This is a genomic window from Belnapia sp. (assembly GCF_059504005.1).
This window is the reverse complement of the sequence record NZ_JCACHU010000166.1, coordinates 125,805-148,600: the sequence shown is the minus strand read 5'-3', so window position 1 is coordinate 148,600 and position 22,796 is coordinate 125,805. Positions and strand designations below refer to the sequence as shown.

Sequence of the window (22,796 nt, the reverse complement as noted above, 5' to 3'; positions counted from 1 at the left end):
GGTTTCGCCCACGCGGTACACGGACGAAACCGCCCTAGCCATTGTTTTGGCGAGGCAATTACTCCAGCGGGCGTCGACGCTCGTTGGAGTTTGCTCTGGCCGCGCCTATCTTCCGCGGAACGAGGAACGGAGCACATCCATGGCCGAGACGCTCGACGCCTGCATCGTGGGCTGGGCCCATACCCCCTTCGGTAAGCTGGAGGAGCCGGATATCGAGAGCCTGCTCGCCCGCGTCGGCCGCGCCGCCATCGAGGATGCCGGCATCTCCCCGGCCGAGATCGATGCCGGCTTCCTCGGCGTCTTCGGCGAGGGCTTCACCAACCAGGGCTTCCCGAGCTCGCTGGTCCTCCAGTCGATCCCCCAGCTGCGCTTCAAGCCGATCACCCGCTACGAGAATGCCTGCGCCACCGGCACCGCCGCCATTCACGGCGCCCTCGATTTCCTGGCGGCCAAGCGCGGCCGCTTCGCCCTCGTGCTCGGGGCGGAGAAGATGACCGCGACGCCGGGCCCCCAGGTCGGCGAAATCCTGCTGAACGCAAGCTACCGGAAGACCGAGCAGGACATCCGCGGCGGCTTCGCCGGCGTCTTCGGCCGCATCGCCGAGGCCTATTTCCAGCGCCATGGCGACCAGTCCGACGCGCTTGCCGCCATCGCCGCCAAGAATCACAAGAACGGCGTCGACAACCCCTGGGCGCAGATGCGCAAGGACCTCGGCTACGCCTTCTGCCGCGCCGAGAGCGACAAGAATCCCTTCGTCGCCCCGCCGCTGAAGCGCACCGATTGCAGCCTGGTCTCCGACGGTGCCGCGGCGATGATCATCACCGATGCCGAGTCGGCGAAGGCGATGCAGAAATCCGTCCGCTTCCGCGCCGCCGTGCAGGTGAACGACTACCTGCCCATCGCCGCCCGCGACATCATCCGCTTCGAGGGACCGCGCGAGGCCTGGTCCCGCGCCCTCGACCAGGCCGGGCTCGGCGCCGCGACGGACCTGTCCTTCGTCGAGACGCATGACTGCTTCACCATCGCCGAGCTCCTCGAATACGAAGCAATGGGCCTGACGCCGGAAGGGCAGGGGTCCCGCGCCATCCTCGAGGGCTGGACGGCGGCCGACGGCAAGCTCCCCGTCAACCGCTCCGGCGGGCTGAAGTCCAAGGGCCATCCAATCGGCGCGACGGGCATCTCCATGCACGTCCTGACCGCCATGCAGCTCACCGGCACCGCCGGCGACCTGCAGCTGCCGAAGGCCGATCTCGGCGGCGTCTTCAACATGGGCGGCGCGGCGGTCGCCAATTACGTCACCATCCTCGAACGCGCCTGAGGATGGAGCCGGCCGACCCCGTCCTCTGGGTCTGGGTCACCACGGCCGATGCGGAGGAAGCCCGCCGCATCGGCCGAGCGGTGGTGGAGGAGCGCCTGGCCGCCTGCGCCAACCTCCTCCCCGGCCACACCGCCATTTATCGCTGGAAGGACGAGGTGAGGGAGGACCCCGAGTCCGCCCTCGTCCTGAAGACCACCGCCGGCCGCTTCGAGGCGCTCCGCGCCCGCATCCGCGCGCTCCACAGCTACGACCTCCCGGCGATCCTCGCCCTGCCGGCCGCCGCGGCCGATGCCGATTTCCTCGCCTGGGTGCGGGACCAGGCCAGCGGCTGAACATCCGCGTCCCGAAGGCGTTAGGCCCTGACCCTCAGGTCAGGACACAAGCCGATGCCGCGCTGGACCCGCCTCGCCGACCCCGCAACCGATGCCGACCTGCTGCCTGCCTGGTTCGTCCGGCGCATGCTGGGCGCGGAGACGGGCCATTTCGGCCTGCTGCTGACGACGGGCGACGTGCTGCGGGTCGCCGGCCTCCGCGCCGCCCATATCGCCGAGGACGGGACCATCCTGCTGGACCTGCTGCTCGACCACGCTGGGGTGCCCATGCTGGCCGACCTCGCCTGGCAATCGAAGCACTTCCTCGGCGCCCCGGTCCCCGGCGCGGTGGAGGCGACGGTCAATCTCGCCCAAGTGGTCTGCGCCGTCGAATTCACGGCTGAATCCACCCTTTCGGACAAGGTGGTCGAGCTCCGCGCGGCGGCCGAGGCGGCGGTCGAGCGTCAGGAGGTGGCCTGACCGGCCGGCCGTACCGCGATCCTTGCGTCCGGCCGAATGTTCCTGCTACGTTCCGGCCGCCGCCGCCCGAGCCGCGCGCCCGGGACGGTGCTGCGCCTCAAGCACTCAAATATTAAAGCGGAGCCGTGAGAAAAGCTATAAAAACAATGGTTTCTGCTAGGAACCTCAAGCGCCATGACGGCTCTGTTTGAGGCGATTTGAGGACCTTCAACCCGGCACCAGCACCATCGCCGCCGCCTGTGCCGCGATCCCTTCGCCCCGGCCGGTGAAGCCCAGCCGCTCCGTGGTGGTCGCCTTCACCCCGACGATGCCCGGGTCGACGCCCAGCAGCTCCGCCACCCTGGCCTGCATCGCCTCGCGGTGCGGCCCGATCTTCGGCCGCTCGCAAAGGATCGTCACATCCACATTGGCGATGACGCCGCCCCGCGCCGCCACCCGCCCCGCTGCATGGCGAAGGAACTGCGCGCTGTCCGCATCCTTCCAGCGCATCTCCGAGGGCGGGAACCAACGCCCGATATCGCCCTCGGCCAGCGCCCCGTAGATCGCGTCGCACAGCGCATGGATGCCGACATCCGCATCGGAATGCCCCTCCAGCCCGAACTCGCAGGGCACGACGACGCCACAGAGCACCATCCGCCGCCCGACCTCGGTCCGGTGCACATCGAAGCCGGTGCCGATGCGCGGCACGAGCCGCCCCTGCACCTGCCCTGCCACCCGCTCCAGATCCTCGGGGAAGGTGATCTTCACATTGGTCTCCGATCCCGCCACCAGCACCACCCTCTCGCCCGCGAGCTCCAGGAGCTGCGCATCATCCGTCGCCTCGCCCGCCGCCGCCCGGTGTGCCTTCAGCAAGGCCCCGAAGCGGAAGCCTTGCGGCGTCTGCGCCCGGTAGAGGCCGGCCCGCGGCACTGTCTCGACGATCGTCGAGCCTTTGCCCCGCTTCAGCGTATCCGCCACCGGCTGCGCCGGGATTGCCCCCGGCGCGCCCCGCAAGGCCTCGAGGATGGACGGGATGGTACCTCGCGGCACGACCGGCCGCGCCGCGTCATGCACCAGCACCACCTCCGGCGCCTGTGGGGCCAGCGCCTCCAGCCCGGCGCGGACGCTGGCCTGCCGCGTCGTCCCGCCGGTCACCGCCGGCAGCACCGGCAGCCCGTCGAGCAGCGAGGCGATCCGCCCCTCCTCGCCCTCGGCACAGACGGGCAGCAGGATGTCGACCAGCCCCTCCGCCAGCAGCGCCTCGGCGGCATGGCGGATGACGGGGCGCCCCAGCAGGGGCAGGTACTGCTTGGGCTCTGTGGCGCCGAAGCGCGTGCCGCTGCCGGCGGCCATCAGGAGGGCGGCGATGCTCATCGCCGGACCCTATCGCAGAACCGCCAGGGGCGAAATCGCGCCGAAAAATTGGTACGTTTCTCGGCGTTCCGCCCAGGCAGGCGTTGCCGAAACGCAGCACTTCGCCTAGTTTGCCCAAATCATGAGCATGAGCATGCCCGACTCCCAGGCCCGCCCGGAGCCGAATGCCCCCGAAGCAGGCGGTCTGCCGCCGATACTGGTCGGCGACGTGCGCATCGACACGCCCGTCTACCTTGCCCCCATGTCCGGCGTGACGGACCTGCCCTTCCGCCGCCTCGCCCGCCGGCTCGGCACGGGCATGGTGGTGAGCGAGATGATCGCCTCCCAGGCCATGGTCCGGGAGAACCGCCAGACGCTGAAGATGGCCGAGGTCGACGGCTTCGGCGCCCCTTCCGCCGTCCAGCTCGCCGGCTGCGAGCCCGCGGTGATGGCCGAGGCCGCGAAGCTTGCCGCAGACCGCGGCGCCGCCATCATCGACATCAATTTCGGCTGCCCGGTGAAGAAGGTCGCGCTCGGCCAGCAGGCCGGCAGCGCCCTGATGCGCGACGAGGTCCGCGCCGCCGCCATCCTCGAAGCGGTGGTGAAGGCGGTGACCGTCCCCGTCACCCTCAAGATGCGGATGGGCTGGGACCATTCCTCGCTCAACGCCCCGAACCTCGCCCGCATCGCCGAGGCTTGCGGCATCCGGCTCGTCACGATTCATGGCCGCACCCGGCAGATGCTCTACACGGGCAAGGCGGACTGGGCCTTCATCCGCGGGGTGAGGGAGGCTGTCTCCATCCCCATCCTCGCCAATGGCGACATCCTGACGCCCGAGCACGCCGCCGAGGCGCTCCGCCTCTCCAGCGCCGACGGGGTGATGATCGGCCGCGGCTGCTACGGCCGCCCCTGGCTGCCGCGTCAGGTCGCGCACTACCTCCGGACCGGCAAGACGCCGGCCGAGCCCAGCCTTGCCGAGCAGCTCGCCATCCTGCTCGAGCATTATGCCGAGATGCTCTCGCATCACGGGACGCAGACCGGCCTCCGCCTCGCCCGCAAGCATATCGCCTGGTATTCCAAGGGCCTGCCAGGCTCGGCCGAGTTCAGGTCCCAGGTTAACCAGGTGGAGACGGCCGAGGAGGTGGTGCGGCTGATCGAGGGCTTCTACCGGCCGCTGCTCGATCTCGGCCTGGAAGCCGCCCGCGCCCGCTTCCATGCGCAAGGGTTGGAGCGGATCGCGGCATGAGCGGCGCCTTCGCCACCCGCACGCGGGTGACGCCGCTGCCGACGCGCAGCGCGCCGCTGCCGGAGTACGGCGCGATCCTCGCCGCGCTTCCCATGCCGGCGGTGGTGCTCGATGCAGAGGACCGCTTCCGCTACGCCAACCCGGCGGCGGAGCTCTTCTTCCAGCTCTCCTTCGGCTCGCTCGCCATCCTCCGCCTCGGCGACCTGCTGCCGCCGGACAGCCGGCTCTTCGCCCTGCTCGCCCAGGTCCGCCAACATGAGGCGCCGGTCTCCGACCATGACCTGACGCTGGAGAGCCCCCGCCTCAACCGCCGCGGCGTCGCCGCCCATGGCGCGCCGCTGCCGGAGATGCCGGGCGCCGTCATACTGACCCTGCAGGACGGCTCGACGGCGCAGATGATGAACCGCCAGCTCAACTTCCTCGGTGCGGCGCGTGGCGCTTCGGCCATGGCTGAGATGCTGGCCCATGAGGTCAAGAACCCGCTGTCGGGCATCCGCGGCGCCGCCCAGCTGCTGGAGCAGGGCGCCGCGGAGGCCGACCGCGAACTCTGCCAGCTCATCCAGGATGAGGCCGACCGCATCCGCAACCTGGTCGACCGGATGGACATGTTCTCCGACCGCCCGGTGGAGCTCGCCCCGGTCAACGTTCACCAGGTGCTCGACCATGTGCGGCGCGTGGCCCAGACCGGCTTCGCCGCGCATCTCCGCATCCATGAGGAATACGACCCGTCGCTGCCGCCGGTCTGGGGCAACCGCGACCAGCTCGTGCAGATCCTGCTGAACCTCGTGAAAAACGCCGCCGAGGCGGTGGATCCGCTCTCCGGCGAGATCGTCCTCGCCACCGCCTACCACCATGGCGTCCGCATCGCCGTCCCCGGCAGCCGGGAGCGGGTGCACGTGCCTTTGCAGGTGATCGTGCGCGACAACGGCTCCGGCATCCCGGAGGCGGTGCGCGCCACCCTCTTCGAGCCTTTCGTCACCACCAAGCGGGGCGGGCAGGGGCTCGGCCTCGCGCTAGTGGCCAAGCTGGTCGCCGACCAGGGCGGGCTGATCGAATGCGACAGCCGCCCGGGCCGCACCCTCTTTCGCCTCTCGCTCGCCATGCCGCCGGCGGGGCTGCGTCTCGATGCCAATCGGATGGACCGTCCATGAGCGATAGCCGCACCATCCTCGTCGCCGATGACGACCGGGCGATCCGCACCGTGCTCAGCCAGGCGCTCGGGCGCTCCGGCTACCAGGTGCGCGCCACCTCCTCCGCCTCCACGCTCTGGCGCTGGGTGGAGGATGGCGAGGGCGACCTCGTCATCACCGACGTGGTGATGCCGGACGAGAACGGCCTCGACCTCGTCCCCCGCATCAAGCGCATCCGTCCCGACATGCGCGTCGTGGTGATGTCGGCCCAGTCGACCTTCATGACGGCGCTGAAGGCGGCACAGCGCGGCGCCTTCGAGTACCTCCCCAAGCCCTTCGACCTGAAGGAGCTGTTGGCCGTCGTCGAGCGCGCCCTCGCCGCCCCCCAGGCCCCGGCGCCCGCCGACGAGGCAGAGCCGGAGGAGCGCCTGCCGCTGGTCGGCCGGAGCCCTGCGATGCAGGAGATCTACCGCACCGTCGCCCGCCTCACGACGACCGACCTCACCGTGATGATCACCGGCGAGTCGGGCACCGGCAAGGAGCTGGTGGCCCGTGCCCTGCACGACTACGGGCGGCGCCGCGGCGGGCCCTTCGTCGCCATCAACATGGCGGCCATCCCGCGCGAGCTGATCGAGAGTGAGCTCTTCGGCCATGAGCGCGGCGCCTTCACCGGCGCGCTGAACCGCGGCATCGGCCGGTTCGAGCAGGCGGCCGGCGGCACGCTCTTCCTCGACGAGATCGGCGACATGCCGCCCGAGGCGCAGACCCGCCTGCTGCGCGTGCTGCAGGAGGGCGAGTTCACCACCGTCGGCGGCCGCAACCCGATCAAGGCGAATGTCCGCATCGTCGCGGCCACCCATCGCGACCTCCGCCAGTCGATCCGGCAGGGGCTCTTCCGCGAAGATCTCTTCTACCGTCTCAACGTTGTCCCCATCCGCCTGCCGCCCTTGCGCGAGCGGATGGAGGACATCCCGCTGCTCGCGCGCCACTTCCTCGAGCGCGCCCGCGCCTCCGGCCTGCCGCTGAAGCAGCTCAGCACCGAGGCGTTGGAGCGGCTGAAGGGTCATGCCTGGCCCGGCAACGCCCGCGAGCTCGAGAACCTCATGCGCCGCCTCGCCGCCCTCTACCCGCAGGAGACGATCGACGCCGAGGCCGTCGCCTCCGAGCTGTCCGAGGCGGAGCCACCGGCCGAGACCGGCCAGCGCCGTCCCGAAACGCTGGAGCAGGCGGTGGAGCGGCACCTGAAGGCCTTCGTCGCCGCCCACAAGGACGGGCTGCCGGTGCGCGACCTCTATGACCGGGTGCTGGCCGAGGTGGAGCGGCCCTTGCTGCGCCTCGTCCTCGGCGCCACCCGCGGCAACCAGATTAAGGCGGCGGCGATGCTCGGCCTCAACCGGAACACGCTCCGGAAAAAGATCCGCGAGCTCGAGCTGCCCGTGGTGCGCGGGCTCGGCTGATGGCGACCGGCGAGCCGCGCCAGCGCGGCCTGCCCCGGCGGATCGCCGATGTGCTGCTGGGCCGGGGGATGACCCTCGGCCTCGCGGTCGGCGCGCTGCTGCTCGGCGTCGTCACCTTCTCCGTCCTGTCGGATGGCAGCCCGCTCGGGCCGACCAAGCCGGGCGCCGTGGTCGGCCTCGTCCTCGTCAATGCGGCGGTGCTGCTGCTGCTGATGGCCTCGCTCGCGGGCAGATTGGTGCGGGTCTGGGCGGAGCGGCGGCGCGGCTCGGCGGGGTCCCGGCTGCATGTGCGACTTGTCCTGCTCTTCGGCGTGGTCGCGGTGGTGCCGGCGATGCTGGTCGCCGCCTTCGCCGCGCTGTTTTTCAACCTCGGCATCGAGACCTGGTTCAGCGACAGGGTGCGGACGGCACTGGAGGCCAGCCTCCAGGCCAGCCGCGGCTATCTCGAGGAGCATCGCAACACCATCCGCGGCGATGCGCTGGCCATGGCGGCGGACCTTTCCCGCGCGCGCGTCCTGCTGCCCGACAACGGCCTCGCCTTCGCCCGCGTCCTGGCGACGCATACGGCCCTGCGCAACCTGACGGAGGCCGTCGTCTTCGACCCAGCGACGCAGCAGGTGATCGCCCATGCCGGCTACACGACGAGCTTCGTCCTCGACCCGCCGCCGGAGGACGCGATCGCCCAGGCCCGGCTCGGCGAGGTTGCCGTGCTTCCGGCGGAGGACCGGGTGCGGGCCGTGGTCGCGCTTGATTTCGGCCAGGGCTGGATGCTGCTGATCGGACGGCCGCTCGACGCGACCGTGCTGGCGCATCAGCGGTCGGTCGAGAAGGCGGTCGCCGAGTATGTCGAGCTCGACAACAACCGCTCCGGGCTCCAGATCACATTCGTCATGATCTTTGCCATCGCGGCGCTCCTAGTGCTGCTGGCGGCGGTGCTGATCGGCCTGGTGCTGGCCAACCAGCTGGCGCGGCCGATCGGGCGGCTGATCGTCGCGGCCGAGCGGGTGAGGGGGGGCGACCTCGCCACTCGCGTTGAGGAAGGGGCGGCCGACGAGGAGATCGCCAGCCTCGCCCGCGCCTTCAACCGGATGACCAACCAGTTGGCGGCACAGCGCTCGGAACTGCTGCAGGCCTATCGCCAGATCGACGAGCGGCGGCGCTTCACCGAGACGGTGCTGGCCGGCGTCTCCGCCGGCGTCATCGGCCTAGAGACGGATGGGCGGATCAACCTGCCGAACCGCCGTGCGAGCGAGCTGCTCGGCATCGACCTCGACTCCGCCATCGGCCGGCCGATGGCGGAGGTGGTGCCGGAATTCGCGCCGCTGCTGGCGGGCGGCGCCGAGCGCACGGCCGAGATCCGCATCGGCCCGCCGAGCAACCGCCGGACGCTCCTCGCCCAGATCGGCGAGGAGCGGCAGGCGGGCGGGCAGGGGGAGCTGGCCGGCTTCGTCCTTACCTTCGACGACATCACCGAGCTGCTCTCGGCCCAGCGCAAGGCGGCCTGGGCCGATGTGGCGCGGCGCATCGCCCATGAGATCAAGAACCCGCTGACCCCGATCCAACTCTCGGCCGAGCGCTTGAAGCGGCGCTACCTGAAGCAGATCAGCAACGATCCGGAGACCTTCGTCGCCTGCACCGACACGATCGTCCGCCAGGTCGGCGATATCGGCCGGATGGTGGACGAGTTCTCCGCCTTTGCCCGCATGCCCCAGCCGGTGATCCGCCCGGAGGACCTCTCGCAGGTTCTGCGCGAGGCGCTGGTGCTGCAGCGGGACGCCCATCCCGGCATCCGCTACCAGGTGGACCTGCCCGAGGGGGTGCGCGGCCCGCTCGTCGCCTGCGACCGCCGGTTGCTCGGCCAGGCGCTGACCAACCTGCTGATGAATGCTGCCGACGCCGTCACCATGCGGGCCCAGGCCGAGCGGGAGGCCGGCGAGGATCCTGCCCCAGCCTTCGGACACATCACCGTGCGCATCGAGCAGGGCGAGGACAGCGTCGCCATCGCCATCGAGGATGACGGAATCGGCCTGCCCCAGGGGGATGAGCGGGACCGGCTGACCGAGCCTTATGTGACGCATAAACCGAAAGGAACCGGGCTCGGCCTTGCCATCGTGAAGAAGATCATGGAGGACCATGGGGGCAGGCTGGGGTTGGAGGACCGTCCCCGCGAGGCCGGCTCGGGGCGCGGTGGGGCCCGGGCCGTTCTCACCCTGCCGTGGCGACCGGGCTCCGACCGCATGGCGGAGCGCCCGGCCGGCACGGAGACCGAGACGATGGACCCCTGGCCGGATGGCAGCATGAGGCGCGCGCATGGCGCATGAAATCCTGATCGTGGACGACGAGCCGGACATCCGGGCGCTGATCGAGGGCATCCTCTCGGACGAAGGCTACGAGACGCGGCAGGCGGCGAATTCCGACCAGGCGCTGGCGGCCTTCAAGCAGCGCCGGCCGTCCATGGTGGTCCTCGACATCTGGCTGCAGAACTCGAAGCTGGACGGGCTCGGGATCCTAGCGGAGCTCCACAAGGAGGAGCCGCAGATCCCGGTCGTCATGATCTCCGGCCACGGGACGATCGAGACGGCGGTGCGGGCGATCCAGCAGGGCGCCTACGACTTCATCGAGAAGCCCTTCAATTCCGACCGGCTGCTGCTGGTGGTCGCGCGCGCGCTTGAGGCGGCGCGGCTGCGGCGGGAGAATTCCGAGCTGCGGCTCCGGGCCGGGCCGGAGACCGAGCTGGTCGGCACCTCGGGGAGCCTCGCCCAGCTCCGCGCCTCGATCGAGCGGGTGGCGCCGACCGGCAGCCGCGTGCTCATCGCCGGCCCGGCCGGTGCGGGGAAGGAGGTGGCGGCGCGGATGATCCATGCCCGGTCCCGCCGCGCCGACGGGCCATTCGTTGCGCTCAACTGCGCGACGCTGAACCCGGCCCGCTTCGAGGAGGAGCTTTTCGGCACCGAGGCCGGGGTGGATGCCCAGGCCGCGCCGCGCCGCGCCGGCGTGCTGGAGCGCGCCCATGGCGGCACGCTGCTGCTGGACGAGGTGGCGGACATGCCGCTCGAGACCCAGGGCAAGATCGTCCGCGCGCTGCAGGAGCAGGGCTTCGAGCGCATCGGCGGGGCGACGCGGGTGAAGGTCGATGTCCGCGTCATCGCCACCACCAACCGCGACCTCCAGGGCGAGATCGCGGCCGGGCGCTTCCGTGAGGACCTCTATTACCGCCTCGCCGTGGTGCCGCTCCGCATCCCGGCGCTGCGGGAGCGGCGGGAGGATGTGCCGGCGCTCGCCCGGCACTTCATGGCCCGCTCCGGCGAGACCTCCGGCATGCCGCCGCGGGAGCTGGCCGAGGACGCCATGGCGGCGCTCCAGGCCTATGACTGGCCGGGCAACGTCCGGCAGCTGCGCAACCTCATCGACTGGCTGCTGATCATGGCGCCGGGCGAGGCGCGCGAGCCGATCCGCGCCGAGATGCTGCCGCCCGAGGTCGGCTCCGCGGCGCCCGCGATGCTGAAGCTCGACCGCAGCTCGGAGATCATGACGCTGCCGCTACGCGAGGCCCGCGAGCTGTTCGAGAAGCAGTATCTCGAGGCCCAGCTGCTCCGCTTCGGCGGCAATATCAGCCGTACTGCCAATTTCGTCGGCATGGAGCGGAGCGCGCTGCACCGGAAGCTGAAATTCCTCGGCGTCCATGCCGAGGACCGGGTGCCGGCCGGGCCGGCGCTGTGACATCCTGCCGGAACGGCTAGCCGGGGTCCCCATGTCGCGCATCGCTTACGTCAACGGCCGCTATGTCGACCAGCGGCGCGCCGAGGTGAATGTCGAGGATCGCGGCTACCAGTTCGGCGACGGCATCTATGAGGTCGTCCATCTCCATGCCGGCCGCTTCATCGACGAGGAGCGCCACCTGGCCCGGCTGGAGCGCTCGCTCGCGGAGATCCGCCTGCCGATGCCGATGACCCGCACGGCGCTGCGCCATGTCCTGGCCGAGGTCGCCCGTCGCAACCGCGTGGCGGAGGGGCTGCTCTACATGCAGGTGACGCGCGGCGTGGCGCGGCGCGACCATGCCTTCCCGAAGCAGCCGGTGCCGCCGGCACTGGTTGTGACGGTGAAGCGCATCGCCCCCTATCCGGCGAGCGTCGAGGGCTGGGGCGCCAAGGCCATCACCCTGCCCGACCTGCGCTGGGCGCGGCGGGACATCAAGTCGATCAACCTCCTGCCGAACTGCCTGGCCCGCCAGGCGGCGCGCGAGCAGGGGGCGATCGAGGCCATCCTCTACGACGCGGCGACGGGGATGGTGACGGAGGGCGCCGCGACGACCTTCTGGATCGTCGATGCGGCGGGCGTCATCCGCACCCGCCAGCTCGACCACGTCATCCTGCCCGGCTGCACCCGGGCGGCGCTGCTGGCGGAGATAGGGGCGGCCGGGCTTCGCGTCGAGGAGCGGGAATTCAGCCTGGAGGAGGCGAGGGGTGCCCGCGAGGCCTTTCTCACCTCGGCGACCTCCTTCGTGAAGCCGATCCTGGCGCTCGACGGCCAGCCGGTCGGCGACGGCCAGGTCGGGCCGGTGGTGCGGCGGCTCTTCGACCTTTTCGCCCGGCATGTGAAGGGCGATCTGAGGAACGCGGCGTGACCGAACCGCGGGGCATTCTCTGGGACTGGGACAACACCCTGGTCGATGGCTGGCTTGCCATCGCTGCCGGGCTGAACGCCGCCTTCGACCGTTGCGGCCTGCCGCGCTGGACATTGGAGGAGGTACGGGGCCGCGTGCGCCGATCGCTGCGCGAGACCTTCCCCGAGATGTTCGGCCCGCGCTGGGAGGAGGCGAGGGATGTCTTCTATGCGGCGGTGCGCGCGCGGCACCTCGAGGTGCTGACGCCGATGCCGGGGGCGGGGGAGGCAGTTGCCGCCGTCGCCGCGCTCGGCCTGCCGCAGGGCGTCATCAGCAACAAGCAGGGGCCGCTCCTGCGGGCGGAGGCGGCACATCTCGGCTGGGCAGGGCACTTCCGCATCCTGGTCGGGGCCGGGGATGCGGCGGTCGACAAGCCCGATCCGGCGCCTTTCCGCATGGCGCTGCCGGCGCTCGGCCTGCCGGCGGGCGCGGTCTGGTATGTCGGCGACACCGCACTCGACATGGAGGCGGCGCGGCGGGCAGGCTGCACCGCGGTGCTGCTCGGCGATGCGGCGCATGACGGCGGGCCGGAGGCTGCCGCGCCGGACCTTACCTTCGCCGACGCGACGGCGCTCGCTGCCTATCTTCGAGGCGCCCGCCAGGGCTGATGCCCGGAGCGGCGGCAGGCCCCGCCGCCATGCGCGGATGGGGGGTCAGCCTCGCCTTGCAAAGGGCGGCACGAGGATGGATGGTGCGGCCTCCGGCGGGGTAACCCGTCTCGGGCGCGCCGCCGACTCAGAGTGGCCGTCAAGAACAAGAAGGACCGAGCCGTGGCAGCCGAGAAGTCCCAGAACGTGCAGGATGTCTTCCTGAACCACGTTCGCAAGAGCAAGACTCCCGTGACGATCTTTCTCGTGAACGGCGTCAAGCTTCAGGGAATTATTACCTGGTTCGACAACTTCTCCGTCCTTCTCCGCAGGGATGGGCATACCCAATTGGTCTACAAGCATGCGATCAGCACCGTGATGCCGGGCGCGCCGATCCAGCTCTTCGATGCCACGGCGGCCGCCCGCGAAGGGGCGACCGTCGGCCGCGAAGGCACCACCTTGACGATGAACCGTGAGGCCAATCCTGTCGGCGGAGATTGAACCGGGGCTTCCGGCCCCAGCGAATGACCGGGGCGACGGCACCGAATCCGGCCCCACCAGGGCCGCCGTCATCCTGCCTTACGAGCGCCAGCCCCGGGGCCTCGGCCCGCAGCAGGACACGGCGCCCCGGGCAGCCGAGGCCAGGCTGGCGGAGGCCGTCGGACTCGCCGCCAGCATCGGCGTGACCATCGTCCATCAGGCGGTCTACCCGCTGCGCGAGCGCCGCCCCAGCACCTATCTCGGCGAGGGCCAGGTCGCGGCCGCGCGGCAGGCGATCGACGACCAGCGCGTGGCGGTGGTCGTGGTCGATGCCGCGCTCTCGCCGGTGCAGCAGCGCAACCTCGAGCGCGAATGGCGCTGCAAGGTCATCGACCGGACCGGGCTGATCCTCGAGATCTTCGGCGAGCGGGCCCGCACCAAGGAGGGCTCGCTGCAGGTCGAGCTCGCCCATCTCGACTACCAGCGCACCCGCCTCGTCCGGTCCTGGACCCATCTCGAGCGCCAGCGGGGCGGCTTCGGCTTCCTCGGCGGCCCCGGCGAGTCGCAGATCGAGATCGACCGGCGGCTGATCACCGACCGCATGGTCAAGCTGAAGAAGGAGCTGGAGCAGGTGCGCCGCACCCGCGGCCTGCACCGCCGCCAGCGGGAGAAGGTGCCCTACCCGGTCATCGCGCTCGTCGGCTACACCAATGCCGGCAAGTCGACGCTGTTCAACGCGCTGACCGGTGCCGGCGTCTATGCGCAGGACCAGCTCTTCGCCACGCTCGACCCGACTATGCGCGGCATCCGGCTGCCCTCGGGGCGGCGGGCCATCCTTTCGGACACCGTCGGCTTCATCTCGGAGCTCCCGACTCAGCTGGTCGAAGCCTTCCGGGCGACGCTCGAGGAGGTCGCGGCGGCCGATGTCATCCTCCATGTCCGCGACGTCGCCCATCCGGACACGGCAGCGCAGCGGGCCGACGTGCTCTCCGTACTTGAGGAAATGGCCGAGGGCGCCCATGCCCCGCTCGACGAGGGATGGCAGCGCCGGGTGCTGGAGGTGCTGAACAAGGCCGATCTGCTCGGCGGAGTCGGCGCCGTGCCCGGCGGCTCGGTCGAGGGCGCCGTCGCCGTCTCGGCCCTGACCGGGGAGGGGCTGCCGCAGCTGCTGGAGGCGCTCGATGCCCGGCTCTCGGCCAATATGGAGACCGTGCGCTATGCCATCCCCTCGGCGGATGGGGCACGGCTCGCCTGGCTGTACCGCCATGGCGAGGTGATCGAGCGCGCCGATACCGAAGAGGATGTCCAGGTGACCGTGCGGCTCTCGCCCACCAACCGCGCCCGCTTCGAGCAACCGTCGCAATGAGCATGCAGTTCAACAGCCGGGCGATGGAGGAGGTCGCCGCGCTGCTCAGGCAGGCGACCCGGGCGGAGATCCTGCCGCGCTTCCGCCGCCTCGCCGCCGGCGCGGTGCGGGCGAAGAGCGGGCCGCTCGACCTCGTCACCGATGCCGACGAGGCAGCGGAACGGGTGATCACCGCCGGGCTGCAGGCGCGCTTCCCCGGCTGCGTCGTGGTGGGCGAGGAGGCGACTTCGGCCGACCCCTCGCTGCTCGGCCGGCTGGCCGGCGCCGATCTCGCCTTCGTCGTCGACCCGGTGGACGGCACGGCGAATTTCGCCGCCGGCCTGCCGGTCTTCGGCTGCATGGCGGCTGCCATCATCCGCGGCGAGATTGTCGCCAGCTGGATCCATGACCCGCTCGGCGACGACACCGCCATGGCGCTGCGCGGGGAGGGGGCCTGGATCGAGGCGCCGGACGGGCACCGGGCCACGCTGCGGGTGGCGGCGCCCGCGCCGGTCGGGCAGATGGTCGCCGGCGTGTCCTGGGGCTACATGCCGGAGCCGCTGAAGAGCCGTGTCGCCTCGCGCCTGCCGCGGCTGGCGGCAACGGTCAACTTCCGCTGCGCCGCGCATGAGTACCGGCTGGCGGCCGGGGGCCATGCCCACGCCCTCGTCTACAACAAGCTGATGCCCTGGGACCACGCGCCCGGCTGGCTGCTGTACTGCGAGGCAGGCGGCTATGCCGCCCGCTTCGACGGCTCGCCCTACGGGCCTCAGACCACGGCAGGCGGGCTCATCCTCGCCCCCGACCGGGACGGGTGGGAGGCGCTGCGCGAGGCCCTGCTGGCGGAGTAGCGGCGCGGCAGCCTAGTCTCCCGGCCAAACCGAGGAGAACCTGCCATGTCCGATGCTGCGCCTGCCCTGGTCATCCTGCCGCGCGCCCATGACGTGGGCGGCTTCGAGGTCCGCCGTGCCCTGCCCGCCAAGGAACGGCAGATGGTCGGGCCGTTCATCTTCTTCGACGAGATGGGCCCGGGGGAATTCCTCGAGGGCAAGGGGCTCGATGTACGGCCGCATCCGCATATCGGCCTCTCCACCGTGACCTATCTCTTCGAGGGCTCGATCCAGCACCGGGACAGCCTCGGCTCCGACCTGCCGATCGTGCCCGGCGACGTGAACTGGATGACGGCCGGGCGCGGGATCACCCATTCCGAGCGCAGCAGCGACGAGAGCCGCGGGCAGCGGCAGCGGATGGCCGGCATTCAGTCCTGGGTCGCGCTGCCGAAGTCGGCCGAGGAGACGGCGCCCGATTTCGCCCATCACCCGGCCGCGACGCTGCCGGTGGCGGAGGAGGGGGGGCTCCGCCTGCGCCTGGTCGCCGGTGAAGGCTGGGGGCTCAGGGCGCCGGTCGCGGTCTCCTCGCCGCTCTTCTATGCCGATGCCGTGCTGGCGCCGGGCGCCGTGGTGCCGATGCCCGACCAGCATGAGGAGCGCGCGGCCTATGTCGTGGAGGGTGCGGTCACGGTCGGCGAGGACAGGCATGAGGCGGGGCGGATGCTGATCTTCCACCCGCGCTCCGGCCTGGCGCTGCGGGCCGGGCCGGAGGGCGCGCGCCTGCTGCTGCTCGGCGGGGCGGCGATGGACGGGCCGCGCTACATCTTCTGGAATTTCGTCTCCTCCTCGCATGAGCGGATCCAGCAGGCGAAGGAGGACTGGCAGGCCGGCCGCTTCCCCAAGGTGCCGTCCGACTCGGTCGAGTTCATTCCCCTGCCGGAGACGGTGCGGGCGCGGGGTTAAGGACGACTCACCGTCAAGTGATCACGTTTACGCATCGATCTGCGCCAGATTGGTGCCGGGCTGAGCCAGCCGGGGTCGGAGGCAGATCGGGAGGCATGCGACACGGATCTGGCCGGCGCAGGACCGCCTGGGCGCGGCTGTCCGTGCTGCTCCTTGGCCTTGGCCTCCCGGCCCAGGCAGCCGCCGAGCCGGTAGTGCTTCAGTTGCAGTGGGACCACCAGTTCCAATTCGCCGGCTACTATGCCGCCTTCTGGCAGGGCTATTACCGCGAGGCGGGGTTCGAGCAGGTCGATATCCGCAGCGCCTTCCCGCCCGGCGGGGGCCCGCTGCGGAACCCGGTCGCCGAGGTCGCGGAGGGGCGGGCGCAATTCGGCACCAGCAACGCCGGCATCCTGCTGGCCCGTGCTGCCGGCCGGCCGGTCACGGTGGTCGCCTCGGTCTTCCAGCAGAGCGGCACGCGGCTCTTCTTCCGCCGTAGCACTCCTATCTCGAGCCCGGCCGACCTCGTGCGGCTGCGGCTCGGCCGCAACGAGGGTAACGAGCTGCTGGACGTGGAGCTGCGGGCGATGCTCGCGGCCGAGGGCATCGACCAGCGGCGGATCGCCGTGGTGCGCTTCCCGCCCAACCGCATCCTCGCCGAGCTCGCCGCCGGCACCTTCGACATGGTCTTCGGCTACAGCCTCTCGGCGCCTTGGGAAGCCCGGGAGATCGGCATGGAGCTGGGCGAGCTGCGCCCGGTCGATTACGGCATCGCCTTCTACGGGGACAGCCTCTTCACCCATGCCGAGCTTGTCCGGCGCGACCCGGCCATGGTCCGCCGCTTCCGGGAGGCCAGCCTGCGCGGCTGGCGCTACGCGCTGGATCATCCCGAGGAGGTCGCCCGGCGCATCTCGGCCGAGCTGCCGCGCACCCTGCCGCTGAACGACCGGCTGGGCTTCGACCTGTTCCAGGCCGAAGGGGTGCGGCAGCTGACGCTCCATCCGATCGTCGAGCTCGGCAATACCAACCCCGACCGCTGGGAGCGGATGTTCAGCCAGCTCCGCCGCGCCGGGGTGGTGGAGGGGGCGCTCGATCTCGGCGAGTTCCTCTACGACCCGCAGCGGACGGAAGCGGAGCGCCGGGAGCGGCAGCAAGCGGTCCTGCTCTGGGCGCTGGCCGCGGCGGGGCTGGTGGTTTTGGCGGCGGGCGGGCTCAGCCTCTTCCTCCGGCGCGCCGTCGCCCTGGCCCGGGCCGAGCTGGAGCGCAGCCAGGCGGCCCTGCTGAGGGCGCAGAAGCTCGAGGCGGTCGGGCAGATGACCGGCGGCATCGCCCATGACTTCAACAACCTGCTGCAGGTCGTCTCCTCCGGCCTCTCCCTGCTGGAGCGGGAGACGACGCCCGCGGCGCGGCGGCAGGAGATTCGCCGGACGATGCGGCAGGCGCTCGACCGCGGGGCACGCATCTCCCGCCAGCTGCTGGTCTTCGCCCGGCGGCAGGCGCTGCTGTCGGAGCGGGTGGATGCGGTGGAGCAGCTGCGCGGCATGCGGTCGCTGATCGCCGGCGCCCTGCGGCCGGATATCGAGCTGCGGCTCGAGCTTCCGGCGGAGCCGCTGGCGGTGGAGCTCGATACCGTGCAGTTCGAGGTGGCGCTGCTGAACCTCGCGGTGAATGCGCGGGATGCCATGCCGCGGGGCGGGCGGCTGGTCGTACGGGCCGAGGCACGGCGGCTGGCGGAAGCGGCAGGGCTGGCGGACGGGCTGCGGGGCGACTTCGTCGCGGTGGAGGTGGCCGATACGGGCCAGGGCATGACCCCGGATGTCATGGCAAGGGTCTTCGAGCCCTTCTTCACGACCAAGCCGCTCGGCCATGGCACCGGGCTCGGCCTGGCCCAGGTCTATGGCTTCGCCCGTCAGTCCGGCGGGACGGTGCGGATTGCCAGCCGCCCGGGCGGGGGAACGGCGGTGACCCTATTGCTGCCCCGCAGCGAGGCGGCGGTGGAGACCCGGGCCGAGCCGGCGCCCGCGGAGGCACTGACGGGCGAGGGACTGTCCGTCCTGCTGGTCGACGACGATGCCAACGTCGCGCTGTTGCTGACGGAGTCGGTCGAGGCGATCGGCCATCGGGTTACCTATGCCGCCGGGGCCGAGGCGGCGCTGGCGGTGCTGGAGAGCGGCCAGCGCATCGACGCGGTGGTGACGGATGTGATGATGCCCGGCGGCATGGGCGGGGTGGACCTCGCCCAGGCGATCCGGGCCCGGCGGCCGGGGCTGCCGGTGATCCTGGTGACCGGCTACGGGGAACGGCTGGAGGAGGTGCAGGCGGTCGGCCTGCCGGTCCTGCGCAAGCCCTTCCGCATCGAGGAACTCGATGCGCTGCTGCGCGGCGAGGCCAGGCAGGGCGCCGGCGTTTCCGGTTAGTTCACGAATGATTCTGCGCTAGGCGGATTACAACATCGCCTTAGCAAAGCTTTGACAGGTTTTAGTCAAAACTTAACAAACCAAGTGAAAAGCTTTCACTCCGTGCCGGCGACCTCCGGACGACGACTGTGAAGCCGTTTACAGGTGTTGTTTTTCCTCGGTTTTCACCGCTTGCCACTCGGCCTCCATGGCCTCAAGCGAAGCATCGGCCGGCGCTAGGCCACGCTGCGCAAGGCGCGTCTCGACGCCCTGGAAGCGCCGCTCGAACTTGGCATTGGCGGAACGGAGGCACTCCTCCGGATCCAGCTCCAGCTTCCGTGCCAGATTGGCGAGAACGAAGAGCAGGTCGCCCACCTCATCGGCCAGCCGCGCCGGGTCGGCGCCCGGCAGCTCGGCCCGGAGCTCGGCGGCTTCCTCCTCCAGCTTGTCGAGGACCGCGGCGGCATCCGGCCAGTCGAAGCCGACCCGGGCAGCGCGACGCGTCAGCTTGGCGGCGCGGATGAGGGCAGGGAGCCCGACCGGGACGCCGGCCAGCGTCCCGGTTTCGGCCCGGGCGGCGCGCTCGGCGGCCTTCTGCACCTCCCAGGCCGCGGTCTGGCCGGCAGCGTCGCGCGCCGCGGCCTCACCGAAGACATGCGGGTGGCGGCGGATCATCTTCTCGCTGATCGCCTCGGCAACCTCGGCGAAGCCGAAATGGCCGAGCTCCGACGCCATCTGGGCGTGGTAGACGACCTGAAAGAGCAGATCGCCCAACTCGTCCTGCAAGGCGGCGAAATCAGGGCCGCGCCGGATGGCGTCCGCGACCTCATAGGCCTCCTCGATCGTGTAGGGCGCGATACTGGCGAAGTCCTGCACCCGGTCCCAGGCGCAGCCATCCGGAGCACGAAGGCGGGTCATGATGGCAAGCAGCCGGGCGATGGCAGCCTCGGGAACAGGGGGGTTGGGCATGGCAAGGGCTCCGCGATCGGGTCGAAGGCTCCCGTCGCAGATACCGGCCCGGGCAGCAATCCGCGCCGGTTTATCCCCAAGTATGATTGTTGGATAAGATATATTATGGAAAAAAAAGAGCTGGGGATAAAGCTGTGGCTAAGCCTGTGGGCAGCGCGTTCGGCCGATTGACCGTGGTTTTCGCGCAGCACGCTGTGGTGAGGATGCCTCAGTCCAGCGGGATGTCCAGCACCATTCCGTCATGCGCAGGCTCGATGCCGGGCGGCAGCTCCCGCCTCAGCCGCGCATAGTCCAGCCCGGTGCCCATATGCGTCAGCACCGTCCGCCGCGGCTTCAGGCGGGCGACCCAGTCCAGCACCTGGCCGAGATTGGCGTGCACCTTGTGCGGCGCGCGCTGGAAGCAGCCGACCACCCAGGTGTCCAGCCCCTCGAGATGCGGCATGCTCTCCTCCGGCAGCATCACCACATCCGTCGAATAGGCGAAGCGGCCGATCCGGAGGCCGAGCGTGTCCATCACCCCATGGTCCTGGCGGAAGACCTCCACCGTCAGCCCGGCAACCTCGAAGCGGTCGCCATACTCCACTCGCCGACCCTCGAGCGCCGGCCGGTAGAAGAATGGCGGCGTCGGTCCGATGAAGGCGTAGTCGAAGCGGTCATCGAGCTTTTGCAGCGTGGTTCTCGTTCCGTACGCCTCCAGCGCCCGGCCGGTGATGCGGTTCACCTGGCGAAGGTCGTCGATGCCGAGGCAATGGTCGGCATGGGCATGGGTGAAGAGGATGGCATCCAGCCGCCCGGCGCCGACCGCGAGGAGCTGCTGGCGAAGATCCGGCCCCGCATCGATCAGCAGCCGTCCGCCCGACGGTCCCTCGATCAGCGCCGAGGTGCGGGTGCGCCGGTTGCGCGGCTCGGCGGGGTCGCATTCGCCCCATTCGCCCCCCTCGCCCGCCCCGCCGATCAGCGGCACCCCGCCGGAGCCGCCGCAGCCGAGGATGGTGACGCGCAGCACGCCCTAGGCGACCCGCGGGAAGAGGCGGCGGAAATTCGCCGTCGTCAGTGCCTCCACCTCCGCCCCGCTGAGGCCGCGGGCCTCGGCCAGGACGCGGGCGGTATGCGCCACATAGGCGGGCTCGCAGCGCTTCCCGCGCAGCGGCACCGGGGCGAGATAGGGACTGTCTGTCTCGACCAGCAGCCGGTCGGCTGGCAGCTCCGCGGCGATCGCCCGGATCTCCGGCGATTTCGGGAAGGTCAGGATGCCGGAAAAGGAGACGTAGCCCCCCATCGCCACGGCCTCCCGCGCCAGCTCAGCGCCGGAGGAGAAGCAATGGAGCAGGAAGTCGAAGCCTCCGCCCGCCTCGCGCTCCTCGCGCAGGATGCGGATGATGTCCTCATCCGCCTGCCTGGCATGGATGGCGAGCGGCAGGCCGGCCAGGCGCGCCGCGCGGATATGCCGGCGGAACCCCTCCCGCTGGAGGTCGCGCGGCGATTTGTCATAGAAATAGTCGAGCCCGCTCTCGCCAATGCCGATGATGCGCGGATGGTCGGCGAGCGCCACGATCTCCTCGGCCGTCGGCAGCCCCTCGGGCTCGCCGGCATTGTGCGGATGCACGCCGACCGTGCCCCAGACATCCGGGAAGCGCTCGGTGAGCGCCTTCACCGCCGCCGCCTGGCCGGTCCGCACGCCAATGGTCACCAGCATGCCGACGCCCGCCTCGCGGGCCCGGCCGACGATCCCCTCGATCTCGGCTTCAGTGAAGTAGTCGAGATGGCAATGGCTGTCGACGAGCATGGGTCAGGCTTCGACCTTGCGGAAGAGCGGCGCGGGCGGCGGCAGGGCCGCGCCCTCGGGCAGCGGCTCGGCGAGGCCGGCGAGTCCCCTGCCCTCCGGCGGCACGCCGAGCTGGTCGAGCATCGCCGCCATGGTCGCCGGCATAAAGGGCTGCAGGAGGGTGGCGAAGACCCGGAGCGCGGTGTGCAGATGCCGCAGCACCATGGCCATGCGCGCCGGGTCGGTCGTCTTTAGCGCCCAGGGCGCCTGGAGGGTGATGTAGCCATTGGCCGCGCGTGCCTCGGCGAGGATCGCCTCCAGCGCCAGGTGGAACTCCTGCCGCTCGAGATGGGCGCCGACGCGCGCCGGGAGGCTCCCGAGTCCGGCGAGCAACTCGGCATCGCCCTCCGCCGCTCCGGCCGAGGCCGGCAGCGCGCCGCCGCAATTCCGCTGGATCAGCGAGAGCGTCCGGTTCGACAGGTTGCCGAGCGTATCCGCCAGCTCCCCGTTGAGCCGCCTGATCAGCGCGGCGCGGGAGAAGTCGCCGTCATTGCCGAAGGGCACCTCGCGCAGCAGGAAGTAGCGCACCGGGTCGAGCCCGTATTCCTCGACCAGCTTCACCGGGTCAATGACGTTGCCGAGGCTCTTCGAGATCTTCTGTCCCTCATTGGTCCACCAGCCATGGGCGAAGACCCGCCGCGGCGGCGCGAGCCCCGCCGCCACCAGGAAGGCCGGCCAGTAGATGGCATGGAAGCGGACGATGTCCTTGCCGACGAAATGCACATCGGCGGGCCAGAACTTCCACCGTTCGGCTGAGGTGTCGGGGTAGCCGGCGGCGGTGATGTAATTCGCCAGCGCATCGAGCCAGACATACATCACATGCGCCGGGTCGCCCGGCACCGGGATGCCCCAGGTGAAGCTGGTCCTGCTGATCGAGAGGTCCTGCAACCCGCCCTCGACGAAGCGCATCACCTCGTTCCGCCGCGAGGCGGGGGCGATGAAGTCCGGGTTCTCCCGGTAGAAGTCGAGCAGCCAAGGACCCCATTTCGACAGGCGGAAGAAGTAGCTCGGCTCCCGCACCCACTCGACGGGGGCGCCGGTCGGGGCGAAACGTTTCCCGTCCCGCTCCTCGATCTCGTCCGGGCCGTAGAAGGCCTCGTCGCGAACCGCGTACCAGCCCTCGTAATGGCCGAGATAGATCTCGTCGCGCCGGGCCAGCTCCTCCCACAGCGCCTGGCAGGCGGCCTTGTGGCGGGGCTCGGTGGTGCGGATGAAGTCGTCGTTGGAGAAGCCCATGGTCGCGGCCAGGTCGCGGAAGTGCTGGCTTACCTGGTCCGTGAAGGCCTGCGGGTCCATCCCCGCATCCTGCGCCGCCTTCTCCACCTTCTGCCCATGCTCGTCCGTGCCGGTGAGGAAGAAGACGTCATGGCCCGAGAGCCGGTCCCAGCGCGCGGTCACGTCGGTGGCGAGCGAGGTATAGGCATGGCCGATATGGGGCCGGTCGTTCACGTAATAGATCGGGGTGGTGACGTATTTCGTGGCCAT

The 22,796-nt window shown here is 70.7% G+C and carries 20 protein-coding genes; 15 read left to right on the top strand and 5 right to left on the bottom strand.

All coding sequences use genetic code 11. From position 1 onward, the window contains the following. The first annotated feature begins 139 nt into the window (after positions 1 to 139). The 3 genes from AC5JJ1_RS26250 to AC5JJ1_RS26240 are packed head-to-tail and all read left to right on the top strand — an operon-like array spanning position 140 to position 2,109. Positions 140 to 1,318, top strand: coding sequence for an acetyl-CoA acetyltransferase (locus AC5JJ1_RS26250; protein WP_495788072.1), 1,179 nt, complete (start codon positions 140 to 142; stop codon positions 1,316 to 1,318). Positions 1,319 to 1,320: 2 nt separating this feature from the next. Beyond that, positions 1,321 to 1,650 carry a divalent-cation tolerance protein CutA gene (gene cutA, locus AC5JJ1_RS26245; protein ID WP_495788071.1) on the top strand — a complete coding sequence of 110 codons (330 nt, stop codon included), beginning with the start codon at positions 1,321 to 1,323 and terminating at the stop codon, positions 1,648 to 1,650. Between the two features lie 54 nt (positions 1,651 to 1,704). Further along, a complete protein-coding gene (locus AC5JJ1_RS26240) occupies positions 1,705 to 2,109 on the top strand; it encodes a hypothetical protein (RefSeq protein ID WP_495788070.1) in 405 nt (134 codons plus the stop codon). Positions 2,110 to 2,316: 207 nt separating this feature from the next. On the opposite strand, the gene AC5JJ1_RS26235 is transcribed toward AC5JJ1_RS26240, so the two are convergent. Beyond that, positions 2,317 to 3,462: a bifunctional 2-C-methyl-D-erythritol 4-phosphate cytidylyltransferase/2-C-methyl-D-erythritol 2,4-cyclodiphosphate synthase gene (locus AC5JJ1_RS26235; protein WP_495788069.1), complete on the bottom strand. Its 1,146-nt coding sequence runs from the start codon at positions 3,460 to 3,462 to the stop codon at positions 2,317 to 2,319. A 133-nt stretch (positions 3,463 to 3,595) separates the two neighbouring features. Between AC5JJ1_RS26235 and dusB the strand changes: the two genes are divergently transcribed. The 12 genes from dusB to AC5JJ1_RS26175 all read left to right on the top strand — a co-directional run bounded on the left by dusB (position 3,596) and on the right by AC5JJ1_RS26175 (position 18,538). Then, complete coding sequence (dusB, locus tag AC5JJ1_RS26230; RefSeq protein WP_495788068.1) at positions 3,596 to 4,687, top strand: tRNA dihydrouridine synthase DusB; 1,092 nt, start codon at positions 3,596 to 3,598, stop codon at positions 4,685 to 4,687. After that, positions 4,684 to 5,838: a two-component system sensor histidine kinase NtrB gene (locus tag AC5JJ1_RS26225; protein WP_495788067.1), complete on the top strand. Its 1,155-nt coding sequence runs from the start codon at positions 4,684 to 4,686 to the stop codon at positions 5,836 to 5,838. Before dusB ends, AC5JJ1_RS26225 begins: the two co-directional genes overlap by 4 nt. Further along, a complete protein-coding gene (ntrC, locus tag AC5JJ1_RS26220; RefSeq protein WP_495788066.1) occupies positions 5,835 to 7,274 on the top strand; it encodes a nitrogen regulation protein NR(I) in 1,440 nt (479 codons plus the stop codon). Before AC5JJ1_RS26225 ends, ntrC begins: the two co-directional genes overlap by 4 nt. Continuing rightward, positions 7,274 to 9,595: a sensor histidine kinase NtrY-like gene (locus AC5JJ1_RS26215; RefSeq protein ID WP_495788065.1), complete on the top strand. Its 2,322-nt coding sequence runs from the start codon at positions 7,274 to 7,276 to the stop codon at positions 9,593 to 9,595. The genes ntrC and AC5JJ1_RS26215 overlap by 1 nt, the downstream gene beginning before the upstream one ends. Next, complete coding sequence (ntrX, locus tag AC5JJ1_RS26210; protein WP_495788064.1) at positions 9,585 to 10,994, top strand: nitrogen assimilation response regulator NtrX; 1,410 nt, start codon at positions 9,585 to 9,587, stop codon at positions 10,992 to 10,994. Before AC5JJ1_RS26215 ends, ntrX begins: the two co-directional genes overlap by 11 nt. A gap of 31 nt (positions 10,995 to 11,025) precedes the next feature. After that, entirely contained in the window at positions 11,026 to 11,898 is an 873-nt protein-coding gene (locus AC5JJ1_RS26205) for a D-amino-acid transaminase (RefSeq protein WP_495788063.1), read from the top strand. Further along, positions 11,895 to 12,545, top strand: a complete 651-nt coding sequence (locus tag AC5JJ1_RS26200) for an HAD family hydrolase (RefSeq protein ID WP_495788062.1) — start codon at positions 11,895 to 11,897, stop codon at positions 12,543 to 12,545. Before AC5JJ1_RS26205 ends, AC5JJ1_RS26200 begins: the two co-directional genes overlap by 4 nt. A 162-nt stretch (positions 12,546 to 12,707) precedes the next feature. Beyond that, a complete protein-coding gene (gene hfq / locus AC5JJ1_RS26195) occupies positions 12,708 to 13,025 on the top strand; it encodes an RNA chaperone Hfq (protein ID WP_495788061.1) in 318 nt (105 codons plus the stop codon). Beyond that, complete coding sequence (gene hflX, locus AC5JJ1_RS26190; protein ID WP_495788150.1) at positions 13,021 to 14,370, top strand: GTPase HflX; 1,350 nt, start codon at positions 13,021 to 13,023, stop codon at positions 14,368 to 14,370. Before hfq ends, hflX begins: the two co-directional genes overlap by 5 nt. 2 nt (positions 14,371 to 14,372) lie before the next feature. Next, positions 14,373 to 15,200, top strand: a complete 828-nt coding sequence (locus AC5JJ1_RS26185) for an inositol monophosphatase family protein (protein ID WP_495788149.1) — start codon at positions 14,373 to 14,375, stop codon at positions 15,198 to 15,200. 45 nt (positions 15,201 to 15,245) lie between these two features. Further along, entirely contained in the window at positions 15,246 to 16,142 is an 897-nt protein-coding gene (locus tag AC5JJ1_RS26180) for a pirin family protein (RefSeq protein ID WP_495788060.1), read from the top strand. A gap of 95 nt (positions 16,143 to 16,237) precedes the next feature. Further along, the gene (locus tag AC5JJ1_RS26175) at positions 16,238 to 18,538 is read left to right on the top strand and encodes an ABC transporter substrate-binding protein (RefSeq protein WP_495788059.1); all 2,301 of its coding nucleotides are present in this window, start codon (positions 16,238 to 16,240) and stop codon (positions 18,536 to 18,538) included. 138 nt (positions 18,539 to 18,676) lie between these two features. On the opposite strand, the gene mazG is transcribed toward AC5JJ1_RS26175, so the two are convergent. The 4 genes from mazG to metG form a co-directional block, all read right to left on the bottom strand. Beyond that, positions 18,677 to 19,486, bottom strand: a complete 810-nt coding sequence (gene mazG, locus AC5JJ1_RS26170) for a nucleoside triphosphate pyrophosphohydrolase (RefSeq protein ID WP_495788058.1) — start codon at positions 19,484 to 19,486, stop codon at positions 18,677 to 18,679. A gap of 208 nt (positions 19,487 to 19,694) precedes the next feature. Further along, the gene (locus AC5JJ1_RS26165) at positions 19,695 to 20,489 is read right to left on the bottom strand and encodes an MBL fold metallo-hydrolase (RefSeq protein ID WP_495788148.1); all 795 of its coding nucleotides are present in this window, start codon (positions 20,487 to 20,489) and stop codon (positions 19,695 to 19,697) included. Positions 20,490 to 20,495: 6 nt separating this feature from the next. Then, on the bottom strand, positions 20,496 to 21,272 hold the full coding sequence (locus AC5JJ1_RS26160) for a TatD family hydrolase (protein WP_495788057.1): 777 nt from the start codon (positions 21,270 to 21,272) through the stop codon (positions 20,496 to 20,498). 3 nt (positions 21,273 to 21,275) lie between these two features. Continuing rightward, positions 21,276 to 22,796, bottom strand: a complete 1,521-nt coding sequence (metG, locus tag AC5JJ1_RS26155; protein WP_495788056.1) for a methionine--tRNA ligase — start codon at positions 22,794 to 22,796, stop codon at positions 21,276 to 21,278.

Coding starts and splice junctions, on each gene's coding strand:
- AC5JJ1_RS26250 (WP_495788072.1), top strand. CDS start 140: ATGGCCGAGACGCTCGACGCCTGCATCGTGGGCTGGGCCCATACCCCC.
- cutA (WP_495788071.1), top strand. CDS start 1,321: ATGGAGCCGGCCGACCCCGTCCTCTGGGTCTGGGTCACCACGGCCGAT.
- AC5JJ1_RS26240 (WP_495788070.1), top strand. CDS start 1,705: ATGCCGCGCTGGACCCGCCTCGCCGACCCCGCAACCGATGCCGACCTG.
- AC5JJ1_RS26235 (WP_495788069.1), bottom strand. CDS start 3,462: ATGAGCATCGCCGCCCTCCTGATGGCCGCCGGCAGCGGCACGCGCTTC.
- dusB (WP_495788068.1), top strand. CDS start 3,596: ATGCCCGACTCCCAGGCCCGCCCGGAGCCGAATGCCCCCGAAGCAGGC.
- AC5JJ1_RS26225 (WP_495788067.1), top strand. CDS start 4,684: ATGAGCGGCGCCTTCGCCACCCGCACGCGGGTGACGCCGCTGCCGACG.
- ntrC (WP_495788066.1), top strand. CDS start 5,835: ATGAGCGATAGCCGCACCATCCTCGTCGCCGATGACGACCGGGCGATC.
- AC5JJ1_RS26215 (WP_495788065.1), top strand. CDS start 7,274: ATGGCGACCGGCGAGCCGCGCCAGCGCGGCCTGCCCCGGCGGATCGCC.
- ntrX (WP_495788064.1), top strand. CDS start 9,585: ATGGCGCATGAAATCCTGATCGTGGACGACGAGCCGGACATCCGGGCG.
- AC5JJ1_RS26205 (WP_495788063.1), top strand. CDS start 11,026: ATGTCGCGCATCGCTTACGTCAACGGCCGCTATGTCGACCAGCGGCGC.
- AC5JJ1_RS26185 (WP_495788149.1), top strand. CDS start 14,373: ATGCAGTTCAACAGCCGGGCGATGGAGGAGGTCGCCGCGCTGCTCAGG.
- AC5JJ1_RS26180 (WP_495788060.1), top strand. CDS start 15,246: ATGTCCGATGCTGCGCCTGCCCTGGTCATCCTGCCGCGCGCCCATGAC.
- AC5JJ1_RS26175 (WP_495788059.1), top strand. CDS start 16,238: ATGCGACACGGATCTGGCCGGCGCAGGACCGCCTGGGCGCGGCTGTCC.
- mazG (WP_495788058.1), bottom strand. CDS start 19,486: ATGCCCAACCCCCCTGTTCCCGAGGCTGCCATCGCCCGGCTGCTTGCC.
- AC5JJ1_RS26160 (WP_495788057.1), bottom strand. CDS start 21,272: ATGCTCGTCGACAGCCATTGCCATCTCGACTACTTCACTGAAGCCGAG.
- metG (WP_495788056.1), bottom strand. CDS start 22,796: ATGGCCACGAAATACGTCACCACCCCGATCTATTACGTGAACGACCGG.